At 70.9% G+C, this 13,120-nt stretch carries 10 protein-coding genes; 7 read left to right on the top strand and 3 right to left on the bottom strand.

Features of this window, described 5'->3' with window-relative positions; translation table 11 throughout:
- Window position 1 precedes the first annotated feature (1 nt).
- Both K8638_RS20045 and K8638_RS20040 read left to right on the top strand, forming a co-directional pair.
- Window positions 2–1,363 carry a nodulation protein NfeD gene (locus tag K8638_RS20045; protein ID WP_223756164.1) on the top strand — a complete coding sequence of 454 codons (1,362 nt, stop codon included), beginning with the start codon at window positions 2–4 and terminating at the stop codon, window positions 1,361–1,363.
- On the top strand, window positions 1,360–2,199 hold the full coding sequence (locus tag K8638_RS20040) for a slipin family protein (protein ID WP_223756163.1): 840 nt from the start codon (window positions 1,360–1,362) through the stop codon (window positions 2,197–2,199). The genes K8638_RS20045 and K8638_RS20040 overlap by 4 nt, the downstream gene beginning before the upstream one ends.
- 9 nt (window positions 2,200–2,208) lie before the next feature.
- On the opposite strand, the gene K8638_RS20035 is transcribed toward K8638_RS20040, so the two are convergent.
- A complete protein-coding gene (locus K8638_RS20035) occupies window positions 2,209–2,682 on the bottom strand; it encodes a DUF2721 domain-containing protein (protein WP_225937431.1) in 474 nt (157 codons plus the stop codon).
- A gap of 205 nt (window positions 2,683–2,887) precedes the next feature.
- Here K8638_RS20035 and K8638_RS20030 point away from each other — a divergent pair, with 205 nt between their 5' ends.
- The 5 genes from K8638_RS20030 to K8638_RS20010 all read left to right on the top strand — a co-directional run bounded on the left by K8638_RS20030 (window position 2,888) and on the right by K8638_RS20010 (window position 9,798).
- Complete coding sequence (locus K8638_RS20030) at window positions 2,888–3,394, top strand: MerR family transcriptional regulator (protein ID WP_223756161.1); 507 nt, start codon at window positions 2,888–2,890, stop codon at window positions 3,392–3,394.
- Entirely contained in the window at window positions 3,391–6,012 is a 2,622-nt protein-coding gene (locus K8638_RS20025; RefSeq protein WP_223756160.1) for a VIT domain-containing protein, read from the top strand. The genes K8638_RS20030 and K8638_RS20025 overlap by 4 nt, the downstream gene beginning before the upstream one ends.
- Window positions 6,013–6,121: 109 nt before the next feature.
- Entirely contained in the window at window positions 6,122–7,240 is a 1,119-nt protein-coding gene (locus K8638_RS20020) for a hypothetical protein (RefSeq protein WP_223756159.1), read from the top strand.
- A 71-nt stretch (window positions 7,241–7,311) separates the two neighbouring features.
- Entirely contained in the window at window positions 7,312–8,454 is a 1,143-nt protein-coding gene (locus K8638_RS20015; protein WP_223756158.1) for a discoidin domain-containing protein, read from the top strand.
- A gap of 198 nt (window positions 8,455–8,652) precedes the next feature.
- A complete protein-coding gene (locus K8638_RS20010) occupies window positions 8,653–9,798 on the top strand; it encodes a discoidin domain-containing protein (protein WP_223756157.1) in 1,146 nt (381 codons plus the stop codon).
- Window positions 9,799–9,829: 31 nt separating this feature from the next.
- Here the strand turns inward: K8638_RS20010 and K8638_RS20005 are convergent, their stop codons facing one another.
- Both K8638_RS20005 and K8638_RS20000 read right to left on the bottom strand, forming a co-directional pair.
- Window positions 9,830–12,337, bottom strand: a complete 2,508-nt coding sequence (locus K8638_RS20005) for a hypothetical protein (RefSeq protein WP_223756156.1) — start codon at window positions 12,335–12,337, stop codon at window positions 9,830–9,832.
- 32 nt (window positions 12,338–12,369) lie between these two features.
- Window positions 12,370–13,011 (bottom strand): peptidoglycan-binding domain-containing protein, encoded by a 642-nt coding sequence (locus K8638_RS20000; protein WP_223756155.1) that lies wholly within the window; start codon window positions 13,009–13,011, stop codon window positions 12,370–12,372.
- Window positions 13,012–13,120: the final 109 nt, after the last annotated feature.

Genomic DNA, 13,120 nt, shown 5'->3' with positions numbered 1-13,120 from the left:
CATGCGGGCACGCGCGTCATGGAGGATTCATGGGGCCGCGCTCCTCGGAGTCGCCGCCGTGGCGCTGCTCGCGGGGGCGCCTCGTGCTCCCGGCGAAGCGGCGCGCTCGCTGGCCACCGTGGCCCGCTGCGAGATGGACGGCGTGGTGGACACCGGCTCCGGCAACTACCTGGCGGACTGCGTGGAGCGCGCGGAGGCGGAGGGCCACGGCGCGCTGCTGGTGCGGCTGGACACGCCCGGCGGCTCGCTGGAGGCCACTCGCGACATCGTCCGGGCCTTCCTCGCCTCGCGCGTGCCGGTGCTCGTCTGGGTGGGGCCCTCCGGCGCGCACGCCGGCAGCGCGGGCGTCTTCGTCACGCTGGCCTCCAACCTCGCGGCCATGGCGCCCGGCACCAACATCGGCGCCGCGCACCCCGTCGTCGGCATTGGCGGGCAGGACCCGGAGGAGGCCGGAGGCAGGCAACTGGCGCGCAAGGTGGAGAACGACGCCGTCGCCTTCGTGGAGAGCATTGCCCGCCAGCGCGGCCGCAACGAGAAGTGGGCCGCGTCCGCCGTGCGCGACAGCGCCAGCGTCCCCGCGGAGCGGGCCCGCGAGCTGCGCGTGGTGGAGCACGTGGCCTCCAGCGAGGAGGACTTCCTCGCCTGGGCGGATGGACGCGGCGTGGAGGTCGCCGGCGGCGACACCGTGCGGCTGGCCACGCGGGACGCCCGGGTCGTGGACCTGGCGCCAAGCCTCTCCCAGCGCGTCGTCCACGCGCTCGCGCACCCGTCCGTCGTCTACCTGCTGTTCATGGTGGCCGCGCTGGGGCTGGTGGCCGAGCTGTCGCATCCGGGGGCCCTCGTCCCCGGCCTCATCGGCCTCGTCGCGCTGGTGCTCGCGCTGGTGGCCTCCTCGGCGCTGCCGGTGCGTGCCGGGGCGCTGGCGCTGCTGCTGGTGGGCGCCGGCCTCATCGTCGCGGAGCTGTTCGTCACCAGCGGGCTGCTGGGCGCGGCGGGCGTGGTGCTGCTGGCGCTGGGCGGCATCTTCCTCGTGGACCGGTTCGACCCGGGCTGGTTCGTGGATCGCTCCTTCCACCTGACGTGGACGTGGGTGGTGCCCACCACCGTGGTGCTGGCGGGCGCCGCCGCCTACGTGGCGTACCGCGGCGCGCAGACGCGCCGGCTGCCGCAGCAGGCTGGCGACGCGGGCCTCGTGGGCGAGCAGGGCACCGCGCTGGCCGCCGTCGGCTCCGAGAATGGCGAGGTGTTCGTCCACGGGGAGCGCTGGCGCGCCACCTCGCCCACCCCCATCCGCCCCGGCGCCCATGTGGTGGTGCGCCGCGTGGACGGGCTCACCCTCTTCGTCGACGAGGTGAAGACATGACCGAACTGACCGGGCTGCTGGGAGTGCTCATCCCCGCCGCCATCCTCTTCCTGCTGTTCCTGTCCGGGGTGCGCATCGTCACCGAGTACCAGAACGGCGTGGTGTTCCGGCTCGGGCGCTTCGTGGGCCTCAAGCGCGCCGGCTTCCGCTGGCTCATCCCCTTCGTGGAGCGCATGGTCATCATCGACCTGCGCACCGTGGCGCGCGACGTGCCCCCGCAGGACGTCATCACCCGCGACAACGTCAGCGTGAAGGTCAACGCCGTCGTCTACTTCCGCGTCATCCACGCCGACAAGGCCGTGCTCCAGGTGGAGGACTACCTCTACGCCACCAGCCAGCTCGCGCAGACCACGCTGCGCGCCATCCTCGGCCAGGTGGAGCTGGACCAGCTCCTCAGCGAGAGAGACCGCGTCAACCGCGAAATCCAGCAGGTGCTCGACGCGCACACGGACCCGTGGGGCATCAAGGTCTCCAACGTGGAGGTGAAGCACATCGACCTGCCGGTGGAGATGCAGCGGGCCATCGCCCGGCAGGCCGAGGCCGAGCGCGAGCGCCGCGCCAAGGTCATCGCCGCCGAGGGCGAGCACCAGGCCGCCGAGAAGCTCGCCATGGCCGCCGACGTGCTCAGCCGCAACCCGTCCACCCTGCAGCTGCGCTACCTGCAGACGCTGGTGGAAATCACCGGCGGCGGCAACCACACCATCCTCCCCATTCCCCTGGACCTGCTGCGCATGGTGGGCATGCACCGGAGGCCCGCCGGCGCGGGTGGAGAGGAACGTCCCGGCGACGGGTACGCCACCGAGGAGGAAGGGCCTCCCGCCGGTGGCCTGAGCTGAGACGGGCGCTCAGGGAGGCGGCGACTCCTCCAGCTCTCGCCGCTCCAGCGCGATGGCCCGGCGGCTCAGCCGCAGCGACGCCAGCGCGAGCAGCGCCATGCCCCCCAGCAGCGCCACGCCCAGGGAGAAGGACACCACCGGCAGGGCCTCGGGGATGTTCGTGTGGCGCTTGGTGAGGTACAGCATCGACGTCACCACGAACGACAACAGCGCCGCGTAGATGAAGCCGATGGCCCGCGCGAGCAGGACATGCCGCCGGTCCAGGATGGCCACCTCCTCGCGCAGAATCGGGCGCCGCGGGTGCCCCTCCGGCAGCGCGCGCCACTCGCGCATCATGTCCCGCATGCGCGCCGTCATCCGCGCAATCTGGTTGTCCAGCCCCGTCGCCAGGATGCCGCAACCGGACACCATCACCGCTGGCGTCACCGCCGTGCCGATGAGCCGGATGGACGAGAGGTCCAAGCCTTCCACGCCGCCGTTCATGCCCTCCTCTGTTCCACCCCTCTCCTGGCGGCGCAACACGTCTTCCACGGAGCTGCCGCCTCCCCTTCCCGACAGTGCCCTCATTCCGACAGTGGGGCTGTCGAGACCCCACCTCCGCGCCCCGTGACGTGACACCTGCCAGTGTCACCGGCAAATAGACACTGACGACTTGACACTCAAGCTGTCGAGTCATACTGTCCAGGTCATGAGGCCGCCGAAAACACAGACCGAGTGGAAGCTGTCGGAGCTGGCCGAGGAGGCGGGCGTCTCGCCGCGCACGGTGCGCTACTACGTCCAGCGCGGGCTGCTCCCCGCGCCGCCCTTCCGGGGGCCGGACACCGTATACGGCGAGGAGCACCTGGTCCGGCTCAAGGCCATCCGCGTGCTCCAGGCGCGGTTCCTGCCCCTGGACGCCATCCAGGTGGAGCTGCAGCGCCTGTCCATGGACGAGCTGCGCAAGCTGGCCGAGTCCGACGCCACCCCGACTCCGCCGGCGTACGAGCCACCCACGCCCGTCATCAAGAGTGAGGTGCGTGTACCGGCGCCCCCGGTGGTGTCCTCGCGGCCCGAGGTGATGGCACGCTATCAGCGCTGGGAGCTGGCCCCTGGGCTGGAGCTGCACGTGTCGGAGGGGGCCGACGCGAAGGTTCGGGCGCTCGCGGAACGCGTGCGCGCCCTCGTTGATGAGTTCCAGGAAAGGGAGAAGCCATGAAGACGGAGACGGAGCAGGCAGGGCTGTACACGCGCGAGGGCGCGCAGGTTCCCCTCCAGGGCGTCGAGGTGACGGGTGAGCTGCTGGGCGGACATGCGCGGGTGCGCGTGCGCCAGCGCTACCGCAACACGGAGTCGCGCCCGGTAGAGGCCGTCTATACCTTCCCGCTGCCGTCGGACGGCACCCTCTCCGCCTTCTCCATGACGTGCGCCGGCCGCCGCGTGGAGGGCGTGGTGAAGGAGCGCGAGGAGGCCTTCCGCACCTACGACGACGCCATCACCGCCGGCCACGGCGCGGCGCTGCTGGACCAGGAGCGCCCCAACGTCTTCACCGCGCAGGTGGGCAACCTCCTGCCCGGCGAGGAAACCGTGGTGGAGGTGGAGTTCCTCCAGGCCGTCACCGCCGAGGAGGGCTGCGTGCGGTGGATGCTGCCCACGCTGGTGGCGCCCCGCTACATCCCTGGCAAGCCCTCGGGGGACCGCACCGGCCACGGCGGCGTGGACCCGACGGCCCGCGTGCCGGACGCGGACCGGATTACGCCTCCCATCGGTGACGTGCACTACGGCCTGCGCATGGACCTGCTGGTGGACCTGGGCCGCGAGGTGGTGGTGGAGAGCCCGTCGCACGCCATCACCGTCAACCGCGAGAGCGGCACGCGGATGCGCGTGGGCTTCTCGCGCGGAGAGGTGTCGCTGGACCGCGACCTGGTGCTCAGCCTGCGCAGCCCGGACACGAGCGCCGTCTTCACGCCGCTCGTCACGCACCGCAAGGACGACACGGGCCCGGGCACCTTCGCCCTCACGGTGATTCCGGACCTGCTGGCCATGGCCTCCGCGCCTCCGAAGCAGGAGGTGGTGTTCGTGGTGGACGTGTCCGGCTCCATGGAGGGTGAGAGCCTGCCCCAGGCCCAGGCCGCGCTGCGGCTGTGCCTGCGCCACCTGCGCGAGGGCGACAGGTTCAACGTCATCGCCTTCGAGAGCAGCTACCGGAGCTTCCAGCCCCAGCCGGTGCCCTTCACGCAGCGCACGCTGGAGGAGGCGGACCGGTGGGTGGCCGCGCTCCGGGCGGACGGCGGCACGGAGCTGCTCCAGCCCATGCAGGCCGCGGTGCGGGCCGCGCCGGACGGCGTGGTAGTGCTGCTGACGGACGGGCAGGTGGGCAACGAGGACGAAATCCTCAAGGCCGTGCTGGCCGAGCGGAAGACGGCGCGCCTGTACTCGTTCGGCATCGGCACCAACGTGAGCGACACGCTGCTGCGCGACATGGCGAAGCAGACGGGCGGCGCGGTGGAGTTCATCCACCCGGGCGAGCGCATCGACGACAAGGTGGTGGCGCAGTTCTCCCGCGCGCTCGCGCCGCGAGTCACCGAGCTGGAGGTGACGTTCGACGGGGTGGAGGGCACGGAGCTGGCCCCGTCCGAGCTGCCGCCCATGGTGGACGGCGTGCCCTGGACGCTCCTCGGCCGCTACACCACGCCGGGCACCGGCAAGGTGACGCTGCGCGGGAAGTCGGGCCGCGAGCCCTTCGCGCTCACCGTGCGCGTGGACTTCCCCGCCGTGTCGGACCGGCCGGCGGTGGAGAAGTTGTGGGCGGCGGAGCGCATCCGCGGCTGGGAGGCGGCCCAGCTCACCGGCCGCCGCGCCGAGTCCATGAAGAAGCGCATCGTGGAGCTGGCCGTCGCGCACCAGATTGTCACCCGCTACACCTCCTTCGTGGTGGTGGAGGAGCGCACGGCGGAGCGGCGGGCGTCGGGCCAGCCCGAGACGCGCGTCGTCCCCGTGAATGCGCCGGCCGGCTGGGACATGTTCGGCACGGCGAAGCAGGAGGAGGCGGAGGGCGGCGCCATGCCGCGCGGGCGACAGGTCCTCAGGAAGTCGGCGGCACGGCCCGGGGCGCCCATGCCCCAGGGCATGCCGGTCCCCGCGCCCATGGCCGCGGCGCCGATGGCCTCTGGCGGGGCCTTCGCGCCTCCGCCCGCGCCAGCGGCACCGGCGCCCATGAAGGAGATGGCCAAGGCGGCCCCCGCGAAGAAGAAGGGGGGCCTCTTCTCGGGCCTCTTCGGCGGCAGCACCTCGGAGCGGCTCGAATCCCAGAGCGTGGCCCCGATGGAGAGTCTGGCGGACGAGGACGACGCGGTGTTCGCCGCGGAGGAGAGCCTGTCCTACGCCGCGCCGGAGCCGCTGGCCGACAGGGAGGCGGAGTCCGACGCGCTCGGGCGGAGGCGTGACCGCGGCGGCTCGGGCGTGGAGGCGCTGCTGGGACGGCAGCTCGCCAACGGCCTGTGGGACGGCAGCGGCGCGGGTCCGGAGCCGGTGCGCCAGGCGCGCGCCACGGCGCTCGCGCTGCTGGAGCTGCTGCGCGAGGGCGTCACCAGCAGCCACCCGCTGCACGGCGCGCAGGTGAAGAAGGCGGTGGAGGCGCTGCTGTCGCTCGCCGCCAGCCTCACGGGCGAGCCGCGGGTGGCGGAGCTGGCGCTGGGCGTGGCGTGGCTGGTGGCGGCGGGCCCGCGCACCCGCGGCCGCATCGAGCAGGCCGCGAAGCCGCTGGCCGGGCTCAGCGGGCGCATGGGCAACGAGGTCGCCCTGCGCGAGCACGTGGACGCCCTGGCCTCGCGCTGAAGCCCCGGGTGGGACGGCCCTCGCGAGGGCCGTCCAGCGCCTCCGGACCCCGGCTCCCTCACGCGAACATCGTGAGAGGGCCGGGGTCCTCGCCTACAGTGCGTGTGACATGAGCCTCGCCACCCTGCTGCTGCTCACCCTCGCCGCCGCCCAGGCCACACCCACCGAGCCGCCCCCGAAGGCGCCCCGGGAGCCGGCCACCGTCACCGCTCCGCCCCTGGTGCCCACGCCCGAGGCCTGTCCCGCCAGCGCGGAGAGCGACTACACGGAGGGCTTCCATGCGCTCGTGGAGGGCAGGGACCGGGAGGCGCTGGAGTCCTTCGAGCGCGTGCTGGCCGCGTGTCCCCAGCACCCGTACGCCACGGAGCTGCTGCGGCTCGCCCGGACGCGGCTCATCCCGGGAGGCCGGCTGGCCGCGGCGGCCGCGAGCGAGCTCGGCCCCGAGGGCCGGTCCGACAGCGCGCTCGCGGCGATGACCGTGGTGCAGACGCTGCACGGCGCGGCCCAGGGCGTCCTCCTGTGCGCCATCGCCGAGTGCAGCGGCCAGGCCTTCGCGGGCGCGTCGGTGCTGGGCGCGGGGGCCGGCGCCGCCAGCGTGCTGCTGCTCGCGAAGGAGCATGGAGTGACGTCCGGGCAGGCCGCGGCCATCAACTCCGGCACGGTGTGGGGCTTCTGGTTCGGCATCGCCTCGCTGCTCGCGTTGGACCTGGAGGGGGACGAGGCCATCGGGGCGGCGATGCTCGGCGGGGCGGGTTTCACCGGCGTGGGCATCGCGCTGGCCCTCGTCGCGCGGCCCACGGCGGGCCAGGTGTCCATGGCCAACTCGGGAGGACTGTGGACGGGCGCGGTGACGGCGTTGCTGCTCGCCACGTCGGACAGTGACGACACGCAGACGTTCTTCGCCGTCGAGCTGGGGGCCACCGCCGCGGGCATCGTCGTGCTCGGGGTGCTGTCCAACACCTTCACCGTGTCCCGCGGCCGGATGCTCATCATCGACGCGGGCGGAATCATCGGCGGGCTGCTGGGGGCGGCCGCCACGTACGTGGCCGCGGGTGACGACGCGGGAGACAGCATCCTCGTGGGAAGCGCCGTCGGCGTCGTCGGCGGGCTGGCCCTCACCACGTACCTCACGCGCAACTTCGATGCGCCGGAGGCACCGCAGGCGACGCTGACGCCCGCCCTCCTCGGGCGCGACGGCATGGGCGTGGCGGTGCTGGGCAGGTTCTAGTTTGAATACGCGTCGGGGCAGGCCGTAGGTTCCCTGGCATGGCCCGCTCCAGCATGCCCTCCATTGCTTCCATGCCGAGCACACGCTCCGCCGGGCAGGGGGGCCTGAGCGCCGCGACACTGGCCGGGCTGCTGTGGGCCTGCGCCGCGGGAGCCGCTTCCGCCCCGAAGCCAGAGGTGAACTTCGGCGAGTACTTGACGGCGTGGGTCAGCGCCTCCTCCACGCTGAAGTCCCGGACGCCGGGCCGCTACGACGCGAAGAACGCGTTCGATGGCGACCCGGCCACCGCCTGGGTGGAGGGCGCTCCAGGAACCGAAGACGCCTGGCTCTCGGTGCTTCTGGACCAGCGGATACAGCTCTATGGCATCGTCCTGCGACCGGGCTATGCGAAGTCGCTCAAGACCTTCCGCGAAAATACCATCCCCGGCCGGCTCTCGCTCGACATCAAGGAAGTGGGTGAGGAGCCCAGGTGGCTCCTCATCGACGAGCTCTACTACCGCCTGGAGGTCGTCAGCCGCCGGGGCCAGCCGCCGCGCTGCGCCAGTGTGGCGAAAGACCCGGTCAACCTCAGCCCCCGGCTCCTGCTCTCCCTGGCCCCTGGCTCGGTCCACGCCCTCCGGCTGTCACTGGAAGCGCTGCCCACGGACGTGCACCGCCCCCGGTACACGGACCTGGCGCTGTCGGAGTGGACTCCGCTCTTCCACATCGTGGACGAGGAGCACGAGGAACTGGTGAAGCTCCCCTCTCCTCTCACCTCGCCGCTGCGGGAGATTGCGGCGCTGCTGCTCGATTACGGGCCCGAGAGGACCCAACATCCCGAGCGACTTCCCCTGGCTCCAGCTGCGCGGCTGGACTCCTTCTTCGAGATGAAGCTTCCGGACCTTCCGGACTGGGCTCGTGAGGCCCTGCACGCCGATTTCCGCGAGCACGAGGCCGAGCCCACCCAGGACGCGTTCACCCAGTTCGGCAAGGCCGTGTCCGCCCATTTCTTCGAGCGGTTCATCACCGTGCAGTCGCTCGAGGGCAAGGGGCACCGGCTCATCGGCGGGCCCTACGCACTCCGCCGCGAGGTCCCCGGAGTGAAACCCCGTGTCGAATACGCCTTCGTCTTCCCGGTCCTCACCCTGAACGCCGCGTTCCAGGTGACGAAGATCGAGCTGATGACCTCGGGCCTCACGGGAGAGAACTGCGAGCGCTCGCTGCCCGCCCTCTGAGCCCCGTGAAGCCGCGCCCTGGAGTCCCGGCTCAGCCGCCCTGGGCCACCGGCTCCTGGCCCATGGCGAACCCAGGCCGCGAGCGGTCCCGGCCCTCCTGGTGTGAGCCCGATACAGGCCGTGGCCGTTTGAATACGCACCGGCGCAGGCCGTAGGTTCCCAGGTATGGCCCGCTCCAGCATGCCCTCCATTGCTTCCATGCCGAGCACACGCTCCGCCGGGCGGGGGGGCCTGAGCGCCGCGACACTGGCCGGGCTGCTGTGGGCCTGCGCCGCGGCGGGAGCCACTCCCCCTCCGGAGCAGGAGGTGACCTTCAGCGCGGGCATCAAGGCGTGGGTCAGCGCCTCCTCCACGCTGAAGTCCCGGACGCCGGGCCGCTACGACGCGAGGAACGCGTTCGACGGCAACCCGGCCACCGCCTGGGTGGAGGGCGCTCCGGGAACCGAGGACGCCTGGCTCCTGGTGCGCATGGGCGAGCGGGTACGGCTCTACGGCATCCTCCTGAGGCCGGGCTATGCGAAGTCGCTCACCACCTTCCGCGACAACGCCATCCCCGACCGGCTCTGGTTCGACGCTTTCGAGTTGGGCGAAAAGCCCAGGTCGCTCCGAACCGATGCGCTCTACTACCGCCTGGAGGTCGTCAGCCGCCGGGGCCAACCGCGGCGCTGCGCCAGCGTGGCCAAAGACCCGGTCAACCTCAGTCCCCGGCTCCTGCTCTCCCTGGCTCCCGACTCGGTCCAGGCCTTCCGGCTGTCCATGGAAGCGCTGCCCACGGACGTGCACCGCCCCCGGTACGCGGACCTGGCGCTGTCCGAGTGGACACCGCTCTTCCACATCGTGGACGAGGAGCACGAGGAGCTGGTGGAGCTCCCCTCCCCCCTCACCTCTCCGCTGCGGGAGATTTCGCAGCTGCTGCTCGATTACGGGCCCGAGAGGACCCAACATCCCGAGCGACTTCCCCTGGCTCCGGATGCGCGGCTGGACTCCTTCTTCGACATGAACCTTCCGGACCTGCCCGGCTGGGCCCGTGAGGCCCTGCACGCCGACTTCCGCGAGCACAAGGCCGAGCCCACCCAGGACGCGCTCACCCAGTTCGGCAAGGCCGTGTCCGCCCAGTTCTTCGAGCGGTTCGTCACCGTGCAGTCGCTCGAGGGCAAGGGGTACCGGCTCATCGGCGGGCCCTATGCGCTCCGCCGCGAACTCCCTGGGGCGAACCCCCGCGTCGAATACGCCTTCGTCTTCCCGGTCCTCACCCTGAACGCCGCGTTCCAGGTGACGAAGGTCGAGCTGAAGACCTCAGGCCTCACGGGCGAGAACTGCGAGCGCTCGCTGCCCGCCCTCTGAGCCCCGTGAAGCCGCGCCCTGGAGCCCCGGCTCATCCGCCCTGGGCCACCGGCTCCTGGCCCATGACGAACCCGCCTGGCCAGGGCTTGTTGGCGTCGTCCTTGAACTGGCGCTTCAGCTCCTCCAGCCGTGGCCCGGCCATCTCGACGAGGGTGTAGTCGAAGTCCACCTTGCAGGTCCCATACAGGTCGCAGTTCCGGAGGAAGTCCGCCCGGAAGAACTGCGCGCGCTCCCGCAGGAACTCCCGCCTGCGCCGGAGGGTGGCCTCGTCGAGTCCCCGGGTCTTCTCGCGCTCCGCCTGTTCCTCCTCCAGGGCCTGCTTCCTCGCCTGAGCCTCTTCCAGGTCTTCCTTCTTCTCTTTCAGGCGGGACTCGAGCCTCTCGCGCGCCTTCGGGCTCAGCGGCTTCTTGCCCTTCTCCGGCACCGCGTCGAGCCTGGCCTGGAGGCTATTCACATCCGACTGGGCCTCATTCACCTGGGATGTAGCCCTGGCGAGTTCGGTGGGCAGTTCGAACAGCCGGACCTCGTTCTCCGCATCCAACGCACAGTCCACCAGGGCCTGGCGCTGGGCCGTCACCTCCTGGATGCTCGCATCGAGCTTCTGAATCTCCGCGACCGTCTCGGGAGTCAGGGACTTCTCCCGCTTCGAGGCCAGCGACGAGAGCACTCCCTCTTCCTTCTTGCTCAGCGGCTGTGCCTTGGGATTGGCGGCGCGGGCCTGCGCGGTGGCCGTTTGGGCCTTGCGGGCCTCCAGCGCATCGAACTGCGCCTGCTCCTCGGAAGTCAGCACGAGGGCGTCCCGGTCCTTCCGCAACTTCTCGAGCTTCGCGCCGGGCCCCTCCGCATCCTTCCGGCAGTCCACGGCCATGGCACGGTGGATGTACGGCTCCTTGAACCGGGCCAGCAGTTCCTTCTCCCCGCGCTGCATGTCGGCTTCCTTCTCGACGGTGCGTCCCGGCCCTGCCACCAGCCGCATGCAGGCGTCCGCGCCAATGCACATCGGGTTCTTGCTGGCACACCTCCACCGCTTACTGATGGCGCTCAGGCGGATGAATGCGTTGAACTCGAAGAAGTCGGTGAACGTCTGGCACCCCTCGGACCAGGCGTTGACCTCCGCGTCGGGGCGGGCCGCGTACCCATCCAGCTTCGTCCGGTCGTCCGACAGCGACACGTTGTGGGCTCGATGGATGTTGGTGCCGTTGACGGCGTCGGTAACGACGACGCGCGCCTCCAGCGCGAGCAGGGTCCTCTTCTTGCCCCCGTCCTCCACGAGGAACACCTCTCGCGGCGGAGTGCCCGCGGGCAGGGACTTCTGCCCCTCGGGTGGCTCCTTGTCCACCAGCTCCAGGGTGGCGACGCCGGGCGCGTACCGCTGCACCGCTCCAGCGTCGGGCCAGAGCTGGCGGAGCTCCCTCGGCAGGTAGAAGGCGTTCTTCTTCCCGTCCTCCTTGACGAAGTCCGTCCCCAGCTTCTTGTGGGTCGCCGTACAGAGGTACTTCACCGAGTAGATGCGCATGCCCTTTTCGATAAAGGGCACGGTCAGCGCCACGGTCGCCCGAGGGAAGGTCTCCCCGTTGCCGCCGGCCTTGTGCAGGTAGAACCGGTACGCGCCGGCATGGTGTCCCACGGGGACGATGGCGCGGCCCTGCTCCACCCAGCCCTTGTGGCGCTGGAAGGTGGGCATGTTGCCCTTCTTCACCTCGTTCTCGTACGTCTTCGCATCGAGCGCTTTCTGCTTGTCCTGGATGAGGCCCGGGTGGGTCTCCTGGACCTTCCTCGCGGCCGCCAGCTCATCCAGGCGCTTCTTGACGCTCTGGATGTACGTACGCAGGGACGTGGCATCCATCGTCGGCGCCTCGATGCCCTCCAGCGCGCCCGGCAGCTCCGGCTTCGGCGGCGGCGCGCTCTTCTTCCGCTTCGCCAGCAGGGCCGCCCGCGCCGACTTCGCCTTCTCGTGCTCCCGGGTGAGCGCGGCCTCCTGCTGCGACAGTTTCTTCACCGTCTCGTCCGCCGTCTTCAGCTGCTCCTCGTACTTCGCCTTCTGCTCCTCCAGCGCCTCGGGCGAGTCCTCGAAGCCGGGGTCGGTCGACAGGGTGAACAGCCCCACCACCCACAGCCCCTGCTGGCTGCAGGCCACGTAGCGGAAGCCGCCCTGCGGCGTCTTCTTCAGCTCCGGGAGGCGGCCCTTCATGTCCTCCAGGAGCTCCGCTTCGAGGGCCTTGGTGAACGCCGGCCCGGACTCGGGCGGCAGGAGCTGGAAGAAGACCACCATCAGGTCGTCGAAGCGGTTGCTCAGCGAGTCTTCCGAGCGCACCCCGACGATGTTGAGCTGCAGGGGCGCCGTGGCGAACTTCACGTCCTTCGTGGCGGCGGTGTCCTCCACCGTCTTCCGCAGCACGCAGACGAGGCAGGGCTCCTTCAGACAGCGCGACTCCTGCACCACGAAGGGAGTGCTCGGTGGCGCCGCGATTTCGACCGGAGGAGGTGACGCAGCCGGCTCGGACGGCCCCTGCGTGGAAGTGGAAGCGGTGGCGGCCAACGGTGACCTCGCGTGAATACGGTGTGCGACGGCTAACAGCCGTGGACCTGCTTGAGTTTTTCCAGCGTCCGGCCCGCGGGCTCTCCGGTGACGGGCAGCCCATGGATGGCCTCGAAGGCACACAGCGCCTGGCGCGTCCGCTCGTTCAAGACGCCGTCGGCGGGCCCCGGCTCGAATCCCAGGTTGCGCAGGCGGGCCTGGACACCGGAGATGCCCTGGTCCTCGGTGTCCTCCACGGGGTTGAGCGTGGCGAGCCGCAGCTCATAGCTGCGCTCCCCCACCGTGAGCCGCGCGGAGTCCGCCCTCAGGGGAAGCTGCTCCAGGAGCAGTCCCTCTCCATCGGTGGCCCCTTCGATGAAGTCCGAGCCCACCTCCAGCGTGTAGGGCTCATTCGCGAGCGGCTTGCCGGACGCATCCTTCAGCGTGAGGCACAGCTCGCGCAAAGGCTGCTTCACCTTGAAGACATGGGTCCTCCCGGTGGATGCGCCCAGCTCCTTCACCCCACGCTCCGGGATGAAGACGACATCTCCCGGATGCAGGATGTGAGGATGGGGCCGCCTGCGGCGCAGCGCCTCGTTCTCCGGATGCTCGTAGATGCGCTTCCAGTCCTGGAAGCCATGACGAAGGGCGATGCCCATCAGGCATTCGCCCTGCCTCACCGTATGCCGAGGCATTTCCGCCTCCCCCTCTCCCTCCAGCAATCGCCGAAGGGTGGACTCTTCCTACCATCCACCCCTGACGAGAGAGAAGACCACCCGGGCTCACCTCGCGGTGTGCCCGTGC

This window comes from Myxococcus sp. RHSTA-1-4, from assembly GCF_020037125.1.
Lineage (GTDB): Bacteria > Myxococcota > Myxococcia > Myxococcales > Myxococcaceae > Myxococcus.
Note: the sequence above shows the minus strand (reverse complement) of the source record. Positions and strands in the feature narration are given on the sequence as shown.